Source organism: Agarivorans sp. QJM3NY_29, from assembly GCF_050870835.2.
Lineage (GTDB): Bacteria > Pseudomonadota > Gammaproteobacteria > Enterobacterales > Celerinatantimonadaceae > Agarivorans.
Genome location: NZ_CP194036.2, coordinates 3091915 through 3115550 on the forward strand (window position 1 = coordinate 3091915; position 23636 = coordinate 3115550).

Genomic DNA, 23636 nt, shown 5'->3' on the forward strand with positions numbered 1-23636 from the left:
AAATGAAAATGATCTCTATTATTCAAGGCTGGTTAGTTACATTGATTATCGAGTTGAAGACGGGTATCGGGACCTTGCCTGTATAATAAAATCCATACTAAACCGACAATAATAAGAGAAATAACCGCACCCAACAGGCTTGTCATGCCATAACCAAGCTGTTTAGCCACCGCCATACTTAACCACGAGTAAACAAAGCCCAGTAGCGACGCAAAACTGGCTTGCAGGGTGAAAAATGTAGCCTTACGAGAGGTAACCGAAGCGTTGTCCATAAATATGGTTGATGAAATAACAAGCAAAGCAGGGAAACTAACGAAATGAGTAACGATGACAAGGTAAACCGTGACTTTATCGGTATAACCAAAGGCAGGTAAAATAATTAGGCACAAGCCTGCCATTTGTAAAACAAGGGCACTAATAAGTGCTTTTTGTCGACCGAGTTTCGTGATTAACGGGGCTGCCAACATAGCGGAGAACACGCCAACGATGGAGCCGAAAATTTTGATCGACGAACCTATCTCATCCAATGACCAAGCGCTATCAACAAGAATAGGATTAAGTAAAGCAAAGCCCCATGTAGACACAAAGGGATAAAGCGCTAAAACAACAAACCATGATTTATGCTTTACCATAAAGCCATTAATATCCTTGAACAGGTATTGATGATTCTCTTGGCTCACATTGTTGGTTGTATTCGGTTCTTTAAATAAGCAAACTTGAATTAATGCGAGTGCGGTTAAGCCCGCCAATACCCCAAACGAACCTTGCCATCCTAACCACGGGTAAAAGATCAGTAATAGACCGCCACCAATAATATTACCGAGCAAGTTTCCCGAAAACTGCACACTACTCGCAAACTTTCGCTCGCTCATTGAAAATAACTTACAAGATAAACCGTCGACCGAAACATCTTGTAGGCTCATAAAAAAGACATATAAGCCAATCACTCCAAGTATGCCTAAAAAGCCCTGTGAGGCATCCATGGTTCCGATGATAAGCAACAGCAAGACCATGCCAAGGTTAGAAAGAATTAACCAACTACGGTACTTTCCTTGTAACGAGAGCTTATATTTATCAATCAGCGGTGCATAAAATATCTTGCCCACCATGGGTAAAACAGCGAGGTTAAGCAACGCTAACTTGTCGAGAGGAACACCCTGCTGGCGTAAAATTGCCATGGCCGCAGAAAGTATGAAGGCAATACCAATATATTGAGTGATATATATGCTGGCGAGCATTATCCATGGGTGTTTAGTCTTAAGCATTGAATGGGACCAACTTCCTTTTGTGACATGACGGCTAATGCTGTCTTAGTGAGCAGCTAGCCTTGGGTAACACGATGCTATTCTTCCAAGGTAATCGCGTAATACGAATGTGTTGCATAAGTAACACTGTTTACATCAAGCAGGTATTATAAAAGGTAGGTCGTTGAGCGCTTTCAAATGGGGTCATGTTTCTTTTGAAAACAGACAATTTTAAGCGCTTCTCTTTAACAATAGCGCCTGTCGATATTCACTGGGGCTTAGACCAAACTCAGCTTTAAATAAGGTGGCAAGGTAGGCTTGACTTTTGATGCCGATATCATCAGCGATCTGATGGATGGGAGCATCGCCAGACAATCGTTCAAGCGCAATGTTGAGTCGTTTTTTATTTAGCCACTTGCGAAAACTGGTTCCCACCAAACCTTTAATGTCTTGCTTAATATAGGTTTGATTACTCCCCGCAAGACGAGCCAGTGAAGACAAAGTCCAATCTTGGTCAAGGTTATCTTCAACATGATTAAGCGCTTCACGCAATTGTGACATGCGAGATGACATACCGTACTGGGAGTCTTCGCGCCGTTTATGAAGAAATAAAGACAACACTTCAAAAGCTTTTGCTCTGATAAACAACTGCCTTTCTAGCCCTTTAAATTCACACTGCCACACTGACTCACAACATCTCAGAATGTCGCCAGAAATAGCGCCCAGTTCGGAGATCCTTGCTTCAGGTCTAAAGTGATGGGCAACCTCGCACACGGAACTAATGCCATACTCATGAAGCTGGGCAAGAGGCAGCATAATCGACAAGGTTTGCCAAGTAGCGTTACTAGGAAAAACTACACTACTGGTGCAAGGTTCATCGGCTAATGCAACCGCATAGTGATAATTGTAGTTATCCAGTTTTTCTTGGGGGCTATTTGGCGTACTGTACTGACACTGACCAAGTAAGGTGATGTAAAGCCCTGGCAAATAGGCATTTTCAACTATCGTATCCTCTGTAAAACAGTGGTTGATAGACCGTACCCAGCTTTGTGAATGAGCGTCCAATTCTAAGTGTTCGAATGTAGATACATTCCGAATAGAGAGATTTTCCAAAGTACAGCCCTCATATAAAGTCGTAGGTAACGCACAACAACCTTAACGGTAATAATTATCATTAGTATTTAATTACCAGATATATTGGGTTTTCGCAACTAGAATTTATACTAGGGCCAGCGCACATAATCGGCCAAGTGGCTAATATCGGCGAGTCTTCGCAGCCCATTAACTCAGCGTTTCCACCACCAAGCCCGGCTTAATCGTACTACTGTTTTACGCACAATAAATGCGCGTTTTACACAACGAAGCCTACTTGGCTAATACCGATCAGATAAGAGCAGTTGACGACCTGTTTTAAAAGTTCAAATCGGATGTCATTACTGGCGGATTTTTGTGGTTTTGTCTGGCGTTCTAATAAAAATAATAATAAAAAGACAGCCATTTTAAAATACTATTCAATCACTTCCATCGGGTAACAAGCATTACAACTCATCCAATAAGAAACAGCCAAACCTTGAAAATAGCAGCTTTTAATTTATGTTTTTACGGCGAAAAGCCACAAGAAGCAAGACTGCAAGCACAGCGATTCGAGAGAAGATTAAATACCAACTCAGAGGGAATGAAGTTAGGTTGTCAATATTTAGCTAACATCAAGCCAGCGCTTGGCGGCACCCATGCCTTTAATCCGTTGTTGCTGGTGTTGGCGCTTATAATGTCGCAGTGATTGCCCTGTCCCCACCGCGCTAGCAAAGTAGTTTTCTAAGCCAGTACTCAAAGCTAACCAGCTTTCTTCGTCAATTTGTAAGCGTTGCAGAATAGGCGCTTGCGCATCATCGATATAACCGAAAATAATAAAAAGACTAATAAAAAGACAGCCATTTTAAAATACTATTCAATCACTTCCATCAGGTAACAAGCATTACAACTCATCCAATAAGAAACAGCCAAACGTAGAAAAGAGCAGCTTTGAATTTATGTTTTTACGGCGAAAAGCCACTAAAAGCAAAGCAGCAAGCACAGCGATTCGAGAGAAGCTTAAATGCCGACTCAGAGGGAATGAAGTTAGGTTGTCAATATTTAGCCAACATCAAGCCAGCGCTTGGCGGCACCCATGCCTTTAATCCGTTGTTGCTTGTGTTGGCGCTTATAATGTCGCAGTGATTGCCCTGTCCCCACCGCGCTAGCAAAGTAGTTTTCTAAGCCAGTACTCAAAGCTAACCAGCTTTCTTCGTCAATTTGTAAGCGTTGCAGAATAGGCGCTTGCGCATCATCGATATAACCGTGTTTATCTTCTCTAATAACTCGACCAGTGAGTTCCACCAATTGCAGATAATCTTGTAGTTCAAAGGGTAAGCCTTTGAGCATGGTTTCACTGGGATTGCCAGCAAAGGGCATCAGCGCGTTAGGTTGTTGACCTTGCTTAGCTTGCCGAATACGCTGCTTAATACTGGTGTGGTCTGAGGTTTCTGACGTAGAGGCCATGTTTGAACGAATGGGGTTTAAGTCCACATAAGCCATACAAGCTGCAAGCGCAGCTTCATCTAATAGTGCTTGTGATTTAAAGCGGCCTTCCCAAAAGCGACCTGTACACTTATCTTCTTTATTTGCTTCTCGAGCAATGTGTTCATTCAAATGGCGCATAAGCCAACTTAAATCATAGAGGCGAGCGCGATACATATCCGCAGTATCTTTGATGGCTTGTAATTGAGCGTCATCAAGTCGTAAACGAACTTGAGGATTAAGGTACATTTGGGTCAGCAAGGTACCTTTGTGCAGAATGTGCCAGCGCTCTAGCACTTCATCCATCGACCACGCTTCGGCTTGCTCCTTATCAACATACAACACCACATGACTGTGATTACTCATAACAGCATAAGCACAAACATCAATAGCGAACACCGCTGCCAGTTGTAGTAAATAGTCTTCTACCCATTGACGCCGGTGCTCATAACTCTTACCAGTGTGTTGGTCTTCACCACACAAAAAAGCACGACGAACACAGCGCGAAACGCAATGATAATAAAGAGTATCCGCTAAGCTCACTTGCGATTGTCTTGAACGAGGCATAACTAAAACTCCCAAAAAACGTCTATTGACAGTTTAGATAATTAATAATGGGTTCGCTAGTTGGTATGGATGTCTCGCTTATTGTTCTTATTGTTCTTATTGTTCTTATTGTTCTTATTGTCTGGATGTTACAGCATTTCATCAATTCCATACTTTTTCCTTGACGCAGTGTATACCTATCGGTATATATGACACATGAATAAAAAAGACGAAATGTTATCAGCCGCTTTACGGTTATTTACGGCAAATGGATATGAAAATGTCGGGATCCAAAAAATCGTAGAGGCCGTGAGCGTGAAGAAACCCACACTGTACTATTATTTTGGCAGCAAACAAGGGTTACTTGTAACATTGCTAGAACAGTATTTTGACCCGTTTCTCGAAGGTCTGGCGCACAATGCGGTCTATTCTGGCGATATGACGCTCACCTTAGAGAATATTGTGAAAACATACTTCCGTTTTGCCACGAAATCACCAGATCTATATCGGTTCGCCTTATCACTGATGTATTCATCCGAACAAAGCGAAGCCCGAAAGACAATATTTCCTTTTGTTGAACAGCAATATGCGATCCTTGAAGACATCTTTCGCAATGCTGAACAGGATCATGGAAATATGCGGGGCCGCAGCACGCGTTACGCTGTGACATTTTTGGGGATGGTCAATGCCTATATCACTACAAATTTCTATGATCGTCAGATTACTTTAAATGACGAAAGAGCCCATATTGCCTGTCAGCAGTACATGTATGGGATCTTTTCATGATAAGTAAAACACTATTTAAACCGATGCTTTATTTGGGAGAAAACTGAACAAGGCATCCATTTTTTTTACCACTTTTATATACCTAACGGTACGTACTTAATAAGGAGAACAACCATGACTCATGCCTGGTATGAAGAGTCCGTGTTTTATCATATCTATCCACTCGGGTTTTGCGGAGCCCCTGAGCACAATGACTATCATTCGCAAAATAAAGAACGACTGTTTAAAATTTGTGAATGGATCCCCCATATGAAGGCATTGGGCATAAATACCGTGTATCTGGGCCCCATCTTTGAGTCAGAATCTCATGGGTACGATACCGTTAATTATTTTGAACTGGATCGTCGATTAGGTACAAACGAGACCTTAAAACAGCTTATTAAACACCTTCATCAACACGATATCCGAGTTGTGCTGGATGGCGTATTTAATCATGTCAGTCGTGATTTCTTTGCGTTTCAGGATCTTCAGCAACATCAACAACATTCAATCTTTACGGAGTGGTTTTGCGAGATCAATTTTCAGCAACGCAGTCCCTTCGGCGATCCGTTTTCCTATGAGGGTTGGAATGACCATTTCAATTTGGTCAAACTCAACGTCACCAATCCACAGGTAGAGGAACACCTCTTTAAGGCCGTACGTCTCTGGATAGAAGAGTTTGAAATTGACGGGTTGCGCTTAGATGTCGCTGACGTGTTAAATAAGCAGTTCATGAAACGCCTCGCCTCGTACACAAAAAAAATAAAGAAAGATTTTTGGTTAATGGGTGAAGTTATTCATGGTGATTACACGCAGTGGGCAAACCCAGATATGTTACATGCAACCACAAACTATGAATGTTATAAAGGACTATATTCTAGCCATAATGATCACAATTATTTTGAGATAGCCTATTCTCTGAACCGTCTTTTCAACCAAGAGCATGGCATTTACCGCGGTCTATACCTATATAATTTTGCCGATAATCATGATGTTAATCGTGTAGCCTCCACACTACATGATCCAGCGCATCTCTATCCCTTGTATATCTTGCTGTTTACTATTCCAGGAGTCCCATCACTATATTATGGGAGTGAATGGGGCTTAGAAGGAGAAAGACAACATAATAGCGACCACAACTTACGCCCAGAACTCCAATTGGAGTCCATGGGAACACAAAAGCACGCTGATTTACGAGCCGCTATTATTCATATCAGTTATCTCCGCCAACAATCTCCGGCGTTACAGCATGGGACCTACCAACAGTTGTTTGTGGCCTCGGAGCAATTTGCCTTTCTCCGGCAATATGAACAGGAAAAGATAATCGTGGTTGTGAATGCATGTCAGCAACCAGTAACAGTCCACATCCCGATCGCCGTACTAGGACAAACTGTGCTTGACCTGCTTAATCATAAGCAGTGTTTTCAGTGTCATCACGGCGAACTCTCTCTCGAAATTCCAGGATGTTGGGGACGTGTGCTCAAAGTCCTAGAATAATCGGGGGTTTAGAATTGTAACTTGGTTTCTATGGCAAAACTATGTGTGGTTTGATGCGGCGATCCCTAGCTGTACTTCTAGACACTTGGTTAAGTACTGGAATGGGTGTCTCCGTATCACAATTCGAGAGAAGCTTAAATACCAACTCAGAGGGAATGAAGTTAGGTTGTCAATATTTAGCCAACATCAAGCCAGCGCTTGGCGGCACCCATGCCTTTAATCCGTTATTGCTGGTGTTGGCGCTTATAATGTCGCAGTGATTGCCCTACCCCCACTACGCTAGCAAAGGGATTTTGTCCAACGAGTTAGTGTGGGTGTCTCAATAATTACAGTTGTATCAATAATTGTACTCTTCACACCACCTTTATTTACTTATCTATCAATTACTGTAGAGTGTCTTAAATTCTCTATAAAAATAGCCAATTATATAAAGGGTAGCCCGTGTCTTCACCAACTAGAGTTCATGACAAAGTTATACACATTGTTGAAAAATCGATGTCGATCGACCAATTAATTATGATTATGTATAACTCTCCGAATCAACTGGTTTATGACCACTTCAAGATGGTTAACGCCCACCTAAAAAACGATAAGGTGCAAGTTGGCCAAATTGTGTTGCTATCCCCTGCCAATAGTAATCAATGTACGCAAGAAGAAGCTGACTTTTTAGAAATTGCGCACGCAGTTGATAAAACGCTATTAATGCTCGATAGTTCAGAACGAAAAATATTAGCCAAGAGATATGACTTTTTGTCGAATGTAGCAAGCTACAATGGCTTACTATTAGGCGTGAGCAATACCACATGGAATGCACACACTAACCAAGTAAAAGCTATATTAAAAGACTTAGAGCGTTCTTACGTGAGTAGCTATAACTCAACCGGTAACTTAAATAGCCAAGGTTTCTTTGCTAAAAGAAAAGTGCATTTTCAAAGGCTAAACACTGCTCTAAATCGGTTTGGACAACCAACACTCGGTCGTCATATAGTCGCTGGAGATATTCGTAGTAACTTAGGCTTAAGTAGTAAAAGTATTGTCCATCAGTGGCGTAAACAGCCCGGAAACGCAACCACTATTCCTAACTTTGCAAGAAACTATAAAACAGTTGCCAAAATGGCTCGTCACCTAAAACGTGTTGGCTACGTAGGAATTGCCTTAACCGGAGTTGATGCCGTTTCTAACATACAAAAAGCTTGCTCGCTTGCTAATGAGGCAACGTGCACTAAAGCTAAATATAAAAATACAATGAAAGCGGCAGGCAGTATTGCAGGGGGAGCCACAGGCGGAGCTATTAGTATCTGGGCTACTTGTTCTTTAGTTTTTGGTTTGCCATCAGGAGGAACAAGCTTTTTTTGGTGTTCTGTTGTTGCAGGTGCTGCTGGTGGTTATGCCAGTGGCAAAATAGCAGGTAACAAAGCCGAATCATTCGGCGAAGAATTATATAAATGGAATGGAATTAAGTAAATTATGAGTGAAATTACCCTTTTATCAAAAATTTCGCTTATTTGTTTTATGGCTGGCTGTTTTGGTGTTTTTTTCTGGCTTGGGTTGGTAGCCTACTTGAAGTCAAAATGGCTGATATATTTAGAAGATGAACTTGATGATGGAGTAAGATTTTACTCTTTAAACATGTTTTTCTCGGGTCAAGGCGTTTTACAATACGCCACTGTATTTTTAAGCTCTTTCCATGCGAAACGTTATGGGATGCTAGAAAAAAGAGACCATGTTCCAAAGCATATTCGTAATCTATTTGTTTTTGCTTTTTGTTGGTTCATGTTGAGTTTCGCTTTAATGGTGGCTGGCGGCGTAATTATGGAAATCTATGACATTTGAGGTCAGGCCGTCCACAATAAAGTAATAACATTGTAAAAACTTGCTGGCTCTAACTTGACCCAGCGGGAATGAACCTATGTGTCTTGCTATTTGCTTATCTTGCCAATGAACGTTTACCGATTACCTCGCTTATTAATGTTTGTTGAAAGTCTTTCCACCACATTTGGTGAACAGCCATATAAGCTCTAGCCAAGGTGCGACATATGAGCGCTCCATCACTGGCGCTTCTTGAGGAAGCAACCGGCTTAAAACGCTTGGGAGATCCACACTCATGAACGGTGAGCGTGAGCATCTGCGGCTCACGCAGCCAAGGCTTTAAACTGCCTTAAATAAGCGGCTCAGCAAGGCGGTAAATTCCGTTCGTGCGGCTTGTTGTTGAGGATGTTGAAAATCGCAGATCACTGGTTTTCCAGCTACATAGACATGACGGATCAGGTTTTCATTACAGGCAAATAGCCAGCGATTGAGGATATCCTGGGGCTTGCTGGCGGCAATAAATGGATGCTGATGATCGAGCACCATAAAGTCGGCGCGATGACCTTTGGCCAAACCCAATTGTACCTGCGTCGCTTGGTTGCCTCCCAAACGAGCTTGCTCGAATAAAAAGTCGCCAACATGGTTTTGACTCTGGCTATACAGCCGATTACGTTGCTGGTCACGCAGTCGTTGGCCGTATTCCAAGCTGCGTAATTCTTCCACCAGTGACAGGCTTACATGGCTGTCGGAGCCGATGCCCCAACGTCCCTGCGTCCGTATATAGTCAGCGGCGGGGAAGATTCCATCGCCTAAATTCGCCTCGGTACTGGGGCATAAACCCGCCACCGCCTGGCTGCGTGCCAGCGTGAGCATTTCCTGCTCGGTTAAATGGGTGGCATGCACCAAACACCAACGTTCATCTAAGCCAATTTCGTTGGCCAGCCATTGTACCGGACGCTGACCACTCCAAGCCAAACAGTCTGCGACTTCTTTTTGTTGTTCTGCAATATGAATATGGATCGGCATGGGGCTGCGAAGCGCTGCCATCACCTGCTTGATTTGCTCGGGACTGACCGCTCTCAGTGAATGAAAGCAGATCCCCAACTGATGTAAGGGCTTGCCCGCAATCGACTGCTCACAAGCTTGATGTAGCGCTAAGTATTGTTCGCTGCTATTAATAAAACGGGCTTGCCCTGCATTGGGTACTTGACCGCCAAATCCAGAATAACTATATAACACGGGCAATAGGGTTAAACCGACACCTGCGGTATCGGCGGCGTCAAGCAGCTGTTGGCTGATCTCGTTAAGCTGTGCATAAGCCTGACCATTTTGCTGATGATGCAAATAATTAAACTCTGCCACCTGGCTGTAACCCGCCTTGAGCAAATCAATGTATAACTGGGTGGCAATGATCCGCACATCATCCGGGCTCAACTGACCAACCATGCGATACATCAGCTCACGCCAACTCCAAAAACTATCGTTTGCCTTAAGGCTCACCTCGGCCATCCCGGCCATCGCCCGCTGAAAGGCGTGCGAGTGAAGATTAGCAAGCGTAGGTAAGGTTGGTCCACTCAGGACCGTGGCATCTTGGGCATGACTATTTTGGACAATCCGCAGGATCACTCCGTCAAGTACCTCAATACGAACATTTTGCGCCCAACCTTGTTGGAGCAAGGCCTGCTCGGCAAAATAAACTTGGCTGCTCATAGCCTTCTCTCGCAATTCATTGGATGAATTCAGTGTAATAGAAGCCATATTGTATATACAAGATAATTTTTTTACGATCCCTATACTGTGATGACAGCGCATTACTGGGTATAATCCAAACATTCGTTCCGCTATCGCTTATGACACAGGACCCCCTATGGTAGAGACCGCCAGCAGCATCATGCACAGCCTATCTCAATCAATTGAAGATTCTCCAGCGCCAATTTATGCTCGGGTAAAACAGGCCATTTGCCACAAAATAAGTAGCGGAGAGTGGCAGGCCGACCAGCGGGTGCCTTCAGAATCAGAGATGGTGAAGGCGCTCAATATCAGCCGCATGACGGTTAATCGCGCCCTACGAGAACTGACCGATGAAGGCATCCTGATTCGCCAACAAGGGGTTGGCACTTTTGTCGCGCAAAAAAAAGCCCATTCGGCGCTGTTCGAAGTACACAATATTGCTGATGAAATTGCCGCTCGCGGACACCAGCACCGTGCTCAATTAATCGAAATCACCCGTACCAAAGCCACCATGGAAGAGGCGATGAATCTAGGGGTGAGAACCAGTCACAGCATTTTTAGAGCGACTATTTTACACTTCGAAAATGAGCTACCGATCCAACTAGAAGAACGAGTGGTAAACGCCAGCCTTGCGCCTGATTACGATAAACAAGATTTTCAATTGAATACCACCTATGACTACCTGATGAAGGTCGCCCCCATGACTGAGGGTGAACATTTGGTTGAGGCGGTGATGGCCAGCGCTGAAGAGTGTCAGTTATTGCAAATCGACCCCAGCGAACCCTGCTTGCAAATTAAGCGTCGCACTTGGTCCAAGGAACAATTGGTGACCACTGCTCGCTTATTATCTCCCAGCTCAAGATTCCAACTATTTGGTCACTTTCATCGCTAGATGAGCACTGAGCTTTAGGGGATTTTTCAAGACATTTTTATCGTATGTGCGGATTATTGCTGAGTGAAACCAGCAAGTCCCACTCACGACGCATTGCAAAGACCAAACAATAAGCGCATTGCAGCAAAAGCTTACCGCAGTATTAATGAGTGATTTCCCTAGCATTTCCTCAAAAATTGATGCACATGGCGAGCTTTCATCCAGATAACTTTGCCTCACTCCCGCACAAGTGGCCCACCATATTGACCCGATTAGGTTTACTCGCATCGGTTTTTCCACAGAAAATACTTGCGCTGAATCACATTTGATTTTATTGTTTAGCTAACTTGTATATACATGTTAAGCCAAGCGGCGGAAATCATGTTCATAATTAATATGAGTTGAGCAAGCAAAACCACTTCGATCGTGATACTAGCCCTGTGCAGTCATTACGATCAAACTGGCAATTACAACGACTAAACTAAGATAAGCGTTATAGCGAAGTTGAATTGCCACTGCGCTGGTTCACCTCATCAAACAGCAAACATTGCGGAGCAGATAATTCATGTTTGAATTTACAATCGTACCAGGAAAAATCAGTCTTAATCAGTTGCGCCAAATCAGCCGCCGTAGTGTTCAATTATCCCTCGATCCAAACGCGATTGCCGGCATCGATGCCAGCACTCAGGTCGTAAACGATGTCATCGCCGAAGACCGCACCGTATACGGGATTAACACCGGTTTTGGTTTGTTGGCCAATACCCGCATTGCCGCTGACGATCTGGAAGAATTACAACGCAGCATCGTGTTATCTCACGCGGCTGGTATTGGCGAGCTGATGAGTGATGCTACGGTAAAAATGGTGATGGCGCTGAAGGTAAACAGTCTGGCTCGCGGCTTCTCGGGGATCCGCTTCAGTGTCATTGAAGCTTTGCTCACCCTGATTAATAAACAGGTATACCCCTGTATTCCACAGAAAGGTTCGGTGGGCGCTTCCGGTGATTTGGCCCCGCTGGCCCATATGAGCGCGGTACTGCTTGGCGAAGGTCAGGCTCGCTACAAGGGGGAAATCATTTCTGGACAAGCCGCGCTTGCCATCGCGGGTTTAGCGCCAATTACTCTCGCGCCCAAAGAAGGCTTGGCCTTGCTCAACGGCACTCAGGCCTCCACCGCCTTTGCTTTGGAAGGCCTATTCCATGCCGAAGATTTGTACGCTTCAGCAATTGTCTGCGGTTCTCTATCGGTAGAAGCAGCGCTCGGCAGCCGCCGTCCCTTTGATGCGCGAGTCCATGAAGTGCGCGGTCATCAAACACAAATCGACGCTGCTGCCGCTTATCGTCATTTGCTTGGTGAGAGTAGTGACTTAGGCGAATCACACGTGGGCTGCGAAAAAGTACAAGATCCCTACTCGCTGCGTTGCCAACCCCAGGTAATGGGCGCATGTTTAGATCAGATCCGCAATTCTGCCAACACCCTGTTAGTGGAAGCTAACGCAGTCTCCGACAATCCCTTAGTGTTTGCAGCCGAAGGCGATATTATTTCCGGCGGTAACTTCCATGCCGAACCGGTGGCCTTTGCCGCCGATAACCTAGCACTGGCAATTGCCGAAATAGGCAGTTTATCGGAGCGGCGGATGGCGCTGCTCATCGACAGCAGCCTCAGCAAACTGCCGCCATTTTTGGTAGATAACGGTGGGGTAAACTCCGGTTTTATGATTGCGCAGGTGACCGCTGCCGCCCTGGCCAGCGAAAACAAAAGCTTTGCTCATCCGGCGTCAGTAGACAGCCTCCCCACTTCGGCCAACCAAGAAGACCATGTCTCCATGGCCACCTTTGCGGCACGCCGCTTAAAAGATATGTCAGAGAATACCCGTGGGATCTTAGCCGTAGAGATGCTCTCCGCGGCGCAAGGTTTAGATTTTAGATCGCCTCTGAAGTCGACCGAGCGACTGGAGCAAGCCAAAGCCGAGCTTCGCGCCCGAGTACCGTTTTACGATAAAGATCGCTACTTCGCAGCAGATATCGAAAAAGCCAACCAGCTGCTTGCCGAAGCACTCCATAACGAGCAAATGCCGCAGGGTTTATTACCCAGCCAACACGAAATGAAGGCATAAGCCTGGGTTCGGCGGCAAGCCTTAATCGCTCACCGTCGGTATTTACCGTAGCGCCACAGCTGCAAACCAGCCGTGGCCTGACCGTTTTAATCATCAAACAAGAAACGAGGCGCAGATGAGTCAAGCCATCAAATTTGATTCTCTTTGGTACGGTTTCCACCTCGCCAGCATGCAAGGTGGCCACTATCAAAGCATCGAAAACGCAGCTATTGGCGTCAACCAACAACACATCGTCTGGATTGGTGAATATGCAGCGCTCCCCGCTTATCAGGCTGAACAGGAACATGATTTGGGCGGCGGTTGGGTGACCCCCGGTTTAATTGATTGCCACACTCACCTTATTTTTGGTGGCAATCGCGCTAGCGAATTTGAGCAACGCCTCAATGGCATCAGCTATCAACAAATCGCCAAGGCAGGCGGTGGCATCGCCGCTTCGGTAAGAGACACTCGGGCGGCCAGTCAACAACAGCTGGCCGACTCCGCCAAACGCCGCTTAAGCGCGCTGCTAAAAGATGGCGTGACCACGGTAGAAATAAAATCGGGTTATGGCCTCACAAGCACTGATGAAGCCAAAATGCTGCAAGTGGCTCGCGATTTAGCCAAAGATTTTCCAGTGGATGTTCAAACCACTTGCCTCGCCGCGCATGCCCTGCCACCAGAATTTGAGGGCCGCGCCGACGACTACATCGACTATTTGTGTGAACAACTACTGCCACAAATCGCCCATTTAGGCTTGGCCGATGCAGTGGATGCCTTTTGTGAAGGCATTGCTTTTAGTCCCGCACAAGTGGAGCGCTACTTTAAGGTCGCGCAATCTTTAGGACTACCGGTAAAATTACACGCTGAGCAGTTGTCGGCGCTTGGTGGCAGTTCTTTAGCTGCTCGCTACCAAGCGCTGTCGGCTGACCATTTGGAATATTTAACCGAGCAAGATGTTGCCGCCATGGCGCAATCGGGCACCGTCGCGGTGTTATTGCCCGGCGCCTTCTTCTGCTTGAAAGAAAGCCAAAAGCCACCAATTGCGCTATTACGCCAGTACGGAGTGCCGATGGCGATTGCCAGCGATGCCAATCCCGGCACCTCACCAGTACTCTCGCTGCGGCTGATGATGAACATGGCCTGTACCCTGTTTGGTTTAACGCCCGAAGAAGCACTGGCAGGCACCACCATTCACGCCGCCAAAGCTTTGGGTTTGGCCAAGACTCATGGCCAACTCAGCCTTGGCAAAATCGCCGATTTTGTCTGTTGGGACATCGACAGCCCAGGGGAGCTTAGTTATTGGCTGGGTGGGGATTTGTTAAAGGCTCGGGTCAAAGCAGGAGAACTCACAGATGTTTAAGTGCGAGAAACCATTTCAGTTTCATCAGGGCAATAACCCACTCCTGGTCAGCATGCCACATAGTGGCCTGCAATTATTGCCCGGGATGCAAGCGCGCCTGAGCGAATCGGCCAGGCACTTGCCGGATACCGACTGGTATTTGCCTCAGTTATACGAGTTCTTAAGCGAGTTGGATGTATCCATCATCAGCGCCAACTATTCACGCTATGTAGTGGATTTAAATCGCCCGCAGGATGACCAAGCACTTTATGCCAGTAAAACCACCGGGTTATTTCCGGAGATATTATTTGATGAACGCCCGGTTTTTTTAACCGACAAGCAGCATAGCGCCGCTTTAAAAGCACAGATTAAGACTGAAATTTGGCGGCCCTATCACCAACAGATTGCCAGCGAACTGGCGCGGCTGAAAGCCCGGTTTGGTTATGCCATCTTATTTGACGCGCATAGCATTGCCGCACAGGTGCCGATGTTATTTGCAGGAAAACTGCCCGATTTCAACTTCGGCAACAATGACGGCCTCGCCTGCGCGCCTGGCTTACTCACTGACTTAGAAAACATTGTGGCTACCAGCCGCTATAGCCATGTTTGTAATGGGCGCTTTAAGGGCGGCTACATCACCCGCCATTTTGGCCAGCCCCAACACAACATTCACGCGATTCAGCTCGAGCTCTCACAAGATACTTATCTAGCTGGATCTTCAAACAATTATCAGCTGGATAGCGGCAAAACTGAGCCACTCAAGCCGTTGTTACAGCAGCTCATCAGCTGCTTATTAGCGCCCGGCAAAGCAGCATACTTAAAGAATACAAACGAGGTTTAAAATGACTGAGCAAAGTTTCAAGGACATGATCTTAGAAGGTATCCCGAAGATCTTACCGGCCAAAAGAGCCAGAAATGAGAACTTAAGCCATGCGCCAAAAAGAAAAGATATTCTCACTAAGACCGAGAAAAAATTAGCCATTAAAAATGCCCTAAGATACTTTCCCGAAGCGCATCATCAGGAACTTGCTGAAGATTTTTATCAGGAGCTGGAAACCTACGGCCGCATTTACATGTATCGTTTCATGCCGAACTATCAGATTTCGGCAAGGTCTATCGATGAGTACCCGCACCAATCCAAGCAGGCCGCTGCCATTATGCTGATGCTGAGCAACAATCTAGATCATGCGATTGCCCAGCATCCTGAAGAACTGATTACCTATGGTGGCAACGGTTCGGTGTTCTCGAATTGGATCCAGTATCGCCTTACCATGAAGTACCTCGCAGAGATGAGCGATGAACAAACCTTAGTGTTGTATTCGGGTCATCCTATGGGTTTATATCCGTCACACAAAGACGCACCTCGGGTGGTGGTGACCAATGGCATGATGATCCCCAACTATTCAAAGCCCGATGATTGGGAAAAATTTAACGCACTGGGGGTGACTCAATATGGTCAGATGACAGCGGGTTCATTCATGTATATCGGACCACAAGGGATTGTGCATGGCACCACACTGACCGTTTTAAATGCCACCCGAATGAAACCGGATCGCGATCCATCCAAACTACCGATATTTGTCACCTCTGGGCTGGGCGGAATGAGTGGCGCCCAACCCAAAGCAGCAGTCATCGCCAAAACCATCGGTATCGTGGCCGAGGTGAATCCTAAAGCGGCTTATAAACGCCATCAACAAGGCTGGGTTGATGAAATCTATGAAGATATCGAGCAACTCATGGCCCGAGTGAAACTCGCGCTGGAGCAAGGCAAGCCAGTCTCCTTGGCTTATCTTGGCAACATCGTTGACCTTTGGGAAAGGTTTGCTCAGGAAGATATTCAAGTGGATCTCGGCTCCGATCAAACCTCGCTGCATAATCCCTGGGCGGGTGGCTACTACCCGGTTGGTTACAGCTTTGAGGAGTCCAATGAGATGATGGCCAATCAAGCTGAAAAATTCAAAGCTGCGGTGCAACACTCCCTGAAAAGGCATGTTGAAGCGATTAACCAGCTCACCGCCAAGGGCATGTATTTCTTTGATTATGGGAATGCCTTTCTGCTCGAAGCGAGTCGCGCCGGGGCCGATATTATGCAAGCCGACGGCTCTTTTAAATATCCTTCCTACGTACAGGATATTATGGGACCGATTTGTTTTGATTATGGTTTTGGACCGTTTCGCTGGGTATGCGCCTCGTCCAGTGAACAGGATCTGGATGTTACCGACCAAATTGCCGCTGAAGTACTGGAAGCCATGTATCTGGAGGCACCAAAAGAAATTAAACAACAGATTGCCGATAACCTGCTTTGGATCCGAGAAGCCAAGGAAAACAAATTGGTGGTGGGCTCTCAAGCTAGAATTTTATATGCCGATGCCGAAGGACGGATCAAGATTGCGGATGCATTTAATCAGGCCATCAAGTCGGGCAGACTATCTGCACCAGTGATCCTGGGTCGCGATCATCATGATGTATCCGGCACCGACTCACCTTATCGAGAAACCTCAAATATCTACGACGGTTCTAGATTTACCGCCGATATGGCGATCCACAATGTGATTGGAGATTCGTTCCGCGGGGCAACCTGGGTCAGTATTCACAATGGCGGTGGCGTTGGCTGGGGCGAAGTAACCAATGGAGGTTTCGGGATGATGCTGGACGGCTCAGATGATTGTGCCAGACGCTTAAAGTCGATGCTGCATTGGGATGTAAATAACGGCATATCAAGAAGAAACTGGGCCCGAAATGAAGGCGCTGTGTTTGCCATCAAACGAGCCATGGCTGCCGAGCCGCGACTAAAAGTCACCATCCCCTCGGTGGCAGATGACGCGCTAATTGATCAATTAATTCAATAACTAAGCGGTACAGGCCTTGAGTGAGCATACACTCACTCAAGGCTTTGTTTGCGGATACTCGATGGATTGGAAATCGACAGGCCAGCTCAGAATGAAGCAAATTCATCAACAACTCCGTCCCCAACCCATTCCCCACATTCTCGCTCTCTATGCCACTCTTACTCACAAATTCTCACGATCGGGGAACTTATATCTGCAGCATTGCCATACCAATCAAGTTGGTGTTTCAATTCATCATGATGTGTTTAAATTTCTTTTCCCAGCTAATGCCGATGTGATTCAGTATATGATCCGCTGATTGCATAGAATAAATCTGCCGAGCACCAGGCATGAAGTGCTGTCACCATTGGCTCTAATTACAACACACATAACGCGGTCGTGCAGATCCAGGCTAGCAAGAATGAACAGATAGTTAGCCTGGTATAAATAGGCATATACAAGCACTCATTTACCCGAGTCATTAGGCCGAACCGAGGCCTCTGTCATATGCACAGGAAACCCTTAAGGCAAAGACAAGATAATAACAACGCCCCCACAAAGTATTGAGCAAAAATAACTCACGACCAGAAAAAATATCTCGTCCTCACTCGTAAAACCTTCAAGAAACCGACCTGAAAGCACTAAATAGGTGCGCTTCCACCCCAAACTGGTGCAGCAACACCTGAAATGGGCGATACATCGATGCATCTTACTTGGCTGACGCTGTATTCATGAATGCTTATCACTTGGCATATAGATTGCTACTTATTGACTAATCTTGGTTGTATATACATATATATAACTCACATCAAGCTTCGTCTTCGCGTCGCTAACAAATTGAATGTAAAATGGAGAGTGCAATGAGTCAGCTGGTCAAGTCGAGTACTTCACCAAGCTTGGTTTGGGCAAGATTGCTTGGACTAAGTAGTGTCGGTATCTTTATGTTTTTTATTCCAATCACGGTTGCTGGAAAACAAAGCATTCCTTTAGACCATATTGTCGCCTGGTTAAAAACAAGCCTTGGTGCTGGAACCGCTTGGTATGCGATGGCCATGATTTTGGCTGGTGCCATTTACCCAATCATCAGTAATGAATGGCGTAAAAGCTTCTCCAATAAAGTTTTTCTTGCGTTGAAATGGCTCGGTGTTATCGCAGCTATTCTCGCCATCAGTCAATCGGGGCCAGCGTTTTTACAAACTCCCGATATGCTGCCGTTTTTATTCAATAAACTGGTCATATCGGTCGGTTTAATCGTACCGGTTGGCTCAGTATTTCTTGCGTTTTTAGTCAGTTACGGTCTATTAGAAAGTATTGGCATCATTTTACAAAAATTAATGCAGCCCATTTGGCGCACTCCGGGGCGCTCTGCAATTGATGCAGTCGCCTCTTTCGTCGGCAGCTATTCCATCGGTTTACTGATCACCAACCGAGTCTACCTCTCTGGTCACTACTCGGCACGCGAAGCGGCGATTATCGCAACCGGCTTTTCAACGGTTTCTGCGACCTTTATGATTATCGTTGCAAAAACTTTAGATTTAATGGCGATTTGGAATCTTTACTTTTGGTTAACACTGTTGATTACTTTCATCGTCACCGCAATCACAGTCCGCCTCCCCCCATTAACAACAATCAATAACCACGCTAACCATCGAGAGCCAAATTGCGAGCCAGGAAATAGACTCGCGAGTGCTCTTAAAAACGGCTTGGATGTCGCAGAACAAGCACAACCACTTGGCAAAAGTATTTTGGTCAATCTAAAAGATGGCTTACTGATGACGATTAGCATTTTGCCCTCAATTATGTCAGTCGGCTTAATCGGTTTATTGCTCGCCAAATACACGCCGCTGTTTGATTGGATTGGTTACCTGTTCTATCCGGTAATTTGGATATTTAATATCGATAATGCGATGGCGCTCTCTAAGGCCAGTGCCTCTGGGTTAGCCGAAATGTTTTTACCCGCTTTGTTGATGAAAGATGCCGATTTGGTTGCTCGCTTTTCAGCAGGAGTGGTTGCGATTTCATCCATCCTATTTTTCTCGGCATCCATCCCATGTATTCTTTCAACCAAAATCCCCTTAAGTGTTGCTAAATTAGTGGTGATTTGGTTTATTCGCACACTTTTAAGCTTGCTACTTGCGGTACCCACAGCACTCGTGCTTTTTAGTTAATCAATCACAAGCTCATAATCATTTGCTTATGAGCTTGTTCACCCTTGCTGACGACGGCGATTCCATCAGCCCCAAGCAAGCACTGACTATCTACGGCTTACCGTCTTGATATCACTAATCCAGACTTTTTGCTGTCTAGCAATCGCCTGCCAATCATAAAACTTAAGCTCAAAAACTTAAGCTCAAAAACTTAAGCTCAAAAACTCAAGCTCAAAAACTCAAGCTCAAAAACTAAGACATTCACGCACTCGCGCAGATGTTTCGCTTGCTATAATGCTGGCCTAAACCTTAACGCTTAAGCCATCATCCATGGACTTATTTTTACTCCTGACAGTCGTACTTGCCTGCCTGCTACTATGCTTTCCGCTGATCTTGCATCGGGTCTATCGCGCACCACGGATCATCGAACAATCGACCCCCGCAGCGCTGGGGATGAACTTCTCAGAGCAATGGCTCAGCAGCGTAAACGGTAAACAACTGTTTTCCTGGTTTCTGCCCGCCAACAACAGTCGATGTACTCTGGTCATCGTGCATGGTTGGGGGGCAAACGCCGAAATGATGCTACCACTGGCGCAACCCTTCTACGCTGCCGGAATGGATGTGCTACTTTATGATGCGCGCAATCATGGTCGCAGTGACCGAGACAGTTTTTCCTCACTGCCGCGCTTTGCTGAAGATCTTGGCTGCGCACTTGATTGGCTTCAACAGCGCTCCCCTGGCCATCAACTGGTGGTCCTAGGCCATTCGCTTGGCGCGGCGGCAGCTATTCTGAGTGCTTCCCGGCGCCATGACATCGATTTGGTAATAGGCCTGTCGGGCTTTGCACATCCCAACCTGCTAATGAAGCGCCATTTAGACAAACCCTGGTTGCCTCGCTTCATGCGTACGCAGATCTTAAACTACATTCAACATGTGATAGGATTTCGTTTCGAAGATATTGCCCCGATGAACCGAATCAGCGAGCTTCGCTGTCCAGTATTACTGGCCCACGGCACGGAAGATAAGGTGGTCCCGATCAGCGATATGCAACTGATTCAACAGAATGCTACAGACAAACAGTCGGTGACAATTATGGCTGTTGAAGGGGCACAACATGACTCCATTGAACACTTCCACGATCAGTCCGACAAATTATTAGCCTTTATTCAGCAAAAACTTAGCATCACGCCTCTATCTTCAAAACATCGCGAGTGAACAGTAAGCCACTAGTCTTCCCCTAGAATAATCAAAGTACTGGCAGGTTCAGATGAAGCCAAGCTTGCTTCATCGTTGAACCCCAAGTGGTCAGTAGACACCAACTTTAACCACAAGCCATACTGGGTATGTCATTCCATTTTATGAGCAAATTGTGCTTACCAAATTTTGTCGAGGTCTTTGGCATATAACAAAATAGCCGCTTGGTATTCTTGAATGGATCCACTATTTGTGGTTGAAACCAAGAGCTCAAGCAGCAATGAAATGGCCTCCTTGTGGCGACCCACATTATACAAACACATGGCATAAAAAGGCTGAGCTTCAATTGACTCAGGATATTCATTCATAACTTGCTCAAAGTAAAGTAAAGCTTCGGCATAAGCACCGAGACTTCTATAAGTACTTGCGAGACCAAATAAGCAATCAAAGCATTCGGATGCAGAAAGTGGACCCAATAAGGCTAATTTATAATGCCGAATTGCCGCTTGTTCTTTGCCTTGATTGTCGTACGACCATGCAATTTGCAAGTGAGCTTTGGCCGCGAATGTCCGATCCTTAAGCAAACTTTCGAGCAAAGATCGAGATTCTTGGTACAGACCGTCCTTACGCAAAGCAATAGCCCGATTGATTACTGTTTCCATAAATACTTAAACACTTATAAGTTATCAAACAATGGCGCATAACAGACTCTGTTTGCGACCTTTGTTTTATACAAAAAGCCCCCTTACTACATACAATGCTGTAAGGGTGACAGCTTTAGCTAAATACAGGTTCATCATCATGTAATTTTAGCCACGCGGCTTTGTCGGTCGTGTACACTTGAATTTGCGGTGCCAGCGCTTCTGAATAGTGATCAATTGAGCCGAGAGGCAGCACAAAGTCTTCTGGGAAATGCTTACCATTAACCAAATATGCTGAACAACCGCAATTAGAACAAAATGCCTTACTGGATGACTCTGTGGCATTATATTTAGCGATATATTCATGACCTTTAATCACTTCGAACTGTGCCTGAGGCACAACAATCCATGTACTGTAATCAGAGCCCTGCAATTTCCGACAACTATTACAATGACATTTGACCACCGTTTTAATCGGTAATTCAAACGCCCATTGTACTGAATTACAATGACAACTACCGTTGATTTGACGCATTCAATACTCCAAAGTTTGTAAGCAGATATATTCAGGAAAAATACTTTCGAGAAGCGGTGATCAATTAAAGCACAAAACCACAATAGGGCAACGGCAAGAAGATCTCTCAATCTCAAACATCTTCGGTGGCCAATAAATCATATTCGCTTACCAGACAAACCTTCGGGACAAGATCGACGCATACAGTCCTGCAACCAGGCTAAAAACTGAGCCTCATCTTCTACAAGTTCATTGCGACAACTAAGTAAAATATAGTGATGCCCTGACAAGATAAAACCCAAAGGAGCAATTAAACGACCGCAAGCTAAATCATCGGCCACTAACGGATAAGAGCCCATTGCAGCCCCAAGACCATCTGCAGCAGCTTGCAAGCAAAAATAAAAATGTTCGAAGGTCTTTTCAAACGGATGTACTGGCAGTACATGGCAAGAGTGTTGTGACCAATCCTGCCATGCACTGGCTCTCGTTTCGGAGTGTAATAAAGTCATCTTGGTAAGATCTGCTTGAACTTTATCCCAGTAAGCCGCAGACATCACCGGCCCAACCCATTCCTCGACTAAGGGGTGAACACCATAATCTTCGGGGATATCAAAATCATCACGCCGGATCGCCATCGATAGGCCATTCTCATTTAAGGCAATAGCACCACCAGCGGTAGAGAGCCGGACATCAATCCCTGAGCTTTGGTGAAACTGCGATAGCCTCGGCATTAACCAACGCATGGTTAAGGTTGGCTCACAGGACACTTCAAGATGATGCTCATCCATACTAATCACTTGCTTGGCACCATTGTCAAGCGCATCAAACGCCACATCAGTATAGTGTTTCAGAACTTTTCCTTGCGCTGTTAGCTGCATTCGTCGCCCTTGCTTGATAAATAAAGGCTTTTGTAAATGCTGTTCCAACACTTTGATCTGTTTACTAATGGCACCATGGGTTAAGTAGAGTTTTTTAGCGGCTTCACTATAACTGCTCGACTGAGCGGCGATATGAAAAACATGAAACGCCTTTAAATGCCTCATGAGTGAGTATTTCTCACAGTTGTTGTGACGTATTTTCGATTATATATAAACTAAAAATAGATACAATAAATTCAAATCCTCAACCTATCAGGGAAGTTATGGAGTTTTTGAGTTTAGCAGTTTTTGGTTTTCTTATTGTTGTTAGTCCCGGTTCTGACTTTGTTTTAGTGCTTAAAAACAGCATGGCTAAGGGCCGAACTGCTGGCATGCTCACCGCGCTTGGCATAGCGCTCAGTATCTGCGTACATAGCAGCTATTCTATATTCGGGATTAGTCACCTAATCTCACAAAATATTTTTCTGTTTAACGCCATCAAATATATAGGCGCGCTCTATCTTATCTACTTAGGGATCTGTGGCTTATTCGCTTCAAAAACCCAAATCAGTGAGCAACATGCAAAACAACCCCATCAAACTGCTGGCAAATATGTGATGCAGGGGTTTTTATGTAACTTACTAAACCCAAAAACGATGCTGTTTTTTCTCAGTGTATTTAGCCAACTGCTCACTACAGACAACAGTACACTCAGCTTCGTTATCGTCTATGGCTTATACATTGCCCTGCTCCATGGGATTTGGTTTAGCTTGCTGTCGTTTGTTGTCACCAGCAAAGGGAGCTCAAATATTTTTCAACGCTTTGGGCAGCGGATCAATCAACTGTGCGGTGCTGGCTTAGTTTCTTTTGGCGCTGCACTGTTAGCCAGTAAACAGTTGTAACCGCATATTTTAGCAACAGGATAACAAAAAAACTTGTCTCATTTACTCTCTCGAGGGCGATTTGAATGCAAGCTAAAAAACTTGAATAATCACCAGCAGTATC

Annotated in this window: 21 protein-coding genes; 13 read left to right on the forward strand and 8 right to left on the reverse strand. The window is 45.4% G+C overall.

The genetic code is table 11. The features are described 5' to 3' along the window. Positions 1-32 precede the first annotated feature (32 nt). The 4 genes from ACRRS0_RS14010 to ACRRS0_RS14025 all read right to left on the reverse strand — a co-directional run bounded on the left by ACRRS0_RS14010 (position 33) and on the right by ACRRS0_RS14025 (position 4367). Positions 33-1265, reverse strand: a complete 1233-nt coding sequence (locus ACRRS0_RS14010) for an MFS transporter (RefSeq protein WP_432452573.1) — start codon at positions 1263-1265, stop codon at positions 33-35. 210 nt (positions 1266-1475) lie between these two features. Next, positions 1476-2357: a helix-turn-helix domain-containing protein gene (locus tag ACRRS0_RS14015; protein ID WP_432452572.1), complete on the reverse strand. Its 882-nt coding sequence runs from the start codon at positions 2355-2357 to the stop codon at positions 1476-1478. Positions 2358-2940: 583 nt separating this feature from the next. Further along, positions 2941-3075: a hypothetical protein gene (locus tag ACRRS0_RS14020; RefSeq protein WP_432452571.1), complete on the reverse strand. Its 135-nt coding sequence runs from the start codon at positions 3073-3075 to the stop codon at positions 2941-2943. A gap of 302 nt (positions 3076-3377) precedes the next feature. Continuing rightward, positions 3378-4367, reverse strand: a complete 990-nt coding sequence (locus ACRRS0_RS14025; RefSeq protein ID WP_432452570.1) for a transposase — start codon at positions 4365-4367, stop codon at positions 3378-3380. 195 nt (positions 4368-4562) lie between these two features. Here ACRRS0_RS14025 and ACRRS0_RS14030 point away from each other — a divergent pair, with 195 nt between their 5' ends. The 4 genes from ACRRS0_RS14030 (at position 4563) to ACRRS0_RS14045 (ending at position 8441) form a co-directional block, all read left to right on the forward strand. After that, entirely contained in the window at positions 4563-5132 is a 570-nt protein-coding gene (locus tag ACRRS0_RS14030; protein WP_432452569.1) for a TetR/AcrR family transcriptional regulator, read from the forward strand. 114 nt (positions 5133-5246) lie between these two features. After that, complete coding sequence (locus tag ACRRS0_RS14035; RefSeq protein ID WP_432452568.1) at positions 5247-6608, forward strand: alpha-amylase family glycosyl hydrolase; 1362 nt, start codon at positions 5247-5249, stop codon at positions 6606-6608. A gap of 441 nt (positions 6609-7049) precedes the next feature. Beyond that, a complete protein-coding gene (locus ACRRS0_RS14040) occupies positions 7050-8072 on the forward strand; it encodes a hypothetical protein (RefSeq protein ID WP_432452567.1) in 1023 nt (340 codons plus the stop codon). Between the two features lie 3 nt (positions 8073-8075). Then, entirely contained in the window at positions 8076-8441 is a 366-nt protein-coding gene (locus ACRRS0_RS14045) for a hypothetical protein (RefSeq protein ID WP_432452566.1), read from the forward strand. 315 nt (positions 8442-8756) lie between these two features. Here ACRRS0_RS14045 and ACRRS0_RS14050 read toward each other — a convergent pair whose 3' ends face one another. Then, positions 8757-10127, reverse strand: coding sequence for a formimidoylglutamate deiminase (locus ACRRS0_RS14050; RefSeq protein ID WP_432452565.1), 1371 nt, complete (start codon positions 10125-10127; stop codon positions 8757-8759). A gap of 157 nt (positions 10128-10284) precedes the next feature. Between ACRRS0_RS14050 and hutC the strand changes: the two genes are divergently transcribed. From hutC to ACRRS0_RS14090, 8 genes are all read left to right on the forward strand, one after another. After that, complete coding sequence (gene hutC / locus ACRRS0_RS14055) at positions 10285-11040, forward strand: histidine utilization repressor (protein ID WP_432452564.1); 756 nt, start codon at positions 10285-10287, stop codon at positions 11038-11040. A gap of 544 nt (positions 11041-11584) precedes the next feature. Beyond that, complete coding sequence (hutH, locus tag ACRRS0_RS14060) at positions 11585-13132, forward strand: histidine ammonia-lyase (RefSeq protein WP_432452563.1); 1548 nt, start codon at positions 11585-11587, stop codon at positions 13130-13132. A gap of 115 nt (positions 13133-13247) precedes the next feature. Then, positions 13248-14471 (forward strand): imidazolonepropionase, encoded by a 1224-nt coding sequence (gene hutI, locus ACRRS0_RS14065; protein WP_432452562.1) that lies wholly within the window; start codon positions 13248-13250, stop codon positions 14469-14471. Beyond that, positions 14464-15291, forward strand: coding sequence for an N-formylglutamate deformylase (gene hutG, locus ACRRS0_RS14070; protein ID WP_432452561.1), 828 nt, complete (start codon positions 14464-14466; stop codon positions 15289-15291). Before hutI ends, hutG begins: the two co-directional genes overlap by 8 nt. A 1-nt stretch (position 15292) precedes the next feature. Beyond that, a complete protein-coding gene (locus tag ACRRS0_RS14075; protein WP_432452560.1) occupies positions 15293-17299 on the forward strand; it encodes a urocanate hydratase in 2007 nt (668 codons plus the stop codon). A 61-nt stretch (positions 17300-17360) separates the two neighbouring features. Continuing rightward, complete coding sequence (locus ACRRS0_RS14080) at positions 17361-17597, forward strand: hypothetical protein (protein ID WP_432452559.1); 237 nt, start codon at positions 17361-17363, stop codon at positions 17595-17597. A 541-nt stretch (positions 17598-18138) separates the two neighbouring features. Then, positions 18139-19446 carry a YjiH family protein gene (locus ACRRS0_RS14085; RefSeq protein WP_432452558.1) on the forward strand — a complete coding sequence of 436 codons (1308 nt, stop codon included), beginning with the start codon at positions 18139-18141 and terminating at the stop codon, positions 19444-19446. A gap of 309 nt (positions 19447-19755) precedes the next feature. After that, complete coding sequence (locus ACRRS0_RS14090; protein ID WP_432452557.1) at positions 19756-20640, forward strand: alpha/beta hydrolase; 885 nt, start codon at positions 19756-19758, stop codon at positions 20638-20640. A 158-nt stretch (positions 20641-20798) separates the two neighbouring features. On the opposite strand, the gene ACRRS0_RS14095 is transcribed toward ACRRS0_RS14090, so the two are convergent. From ACRRS0_RS14095 to ACRRS0_RS14105, 3 genes are all read right to left on the reverse strand, one after another. After that, a complete protein-coding gene (locus tag ACRRS0_RS14095) occupies positions 20799-21281 on the reverse strand; it encodes a tetratricopeptide repeat protein (RefSeq protein WP_432452556.1) in 483 nt (160 codons plus the stop codon). A gap of 115 nt (positions 21282-21396) precedes the next feature. Beyond that, entirely contained in the window at positions 21397-21795 is a 399-nt protein-coding gene (locus ACRRS0_RS14100) for a GFA family protein (RefSeq protein WP_432452555.1), read from the reverse strand. A 137-nt stretch (positions 21796-21932) separates the two neighbouring features. Then, a complete protein-coding gene (locus ACRRS0_RS14105) occupies positions 21933-22817 on the reverse strand; it encodes a LysR family transcriptional regulator (RefSeq protein ID WP_432452554.1) in 885 nt (294 codons plus the stop codon). Positions 22818-22915: 98 nt separating this feature from the next. Between ACRRS0_RS14105 and ACRRS0_RS14110 the strand changes: the two genes are divergently transcribed. After that, the gene (locus ACRRS0_RS14110; protein WP_432452553.1) at positions 22916-23533 is read left to right on the forward strand and encodes a LysE family translocator; all 618 of its coding nucleotides are present in this window, start codon (positions 22916-22918) and stop codon (positions 23531-23533) included. Positions 23534-23636: the final 103 nt, after the last annotated feature.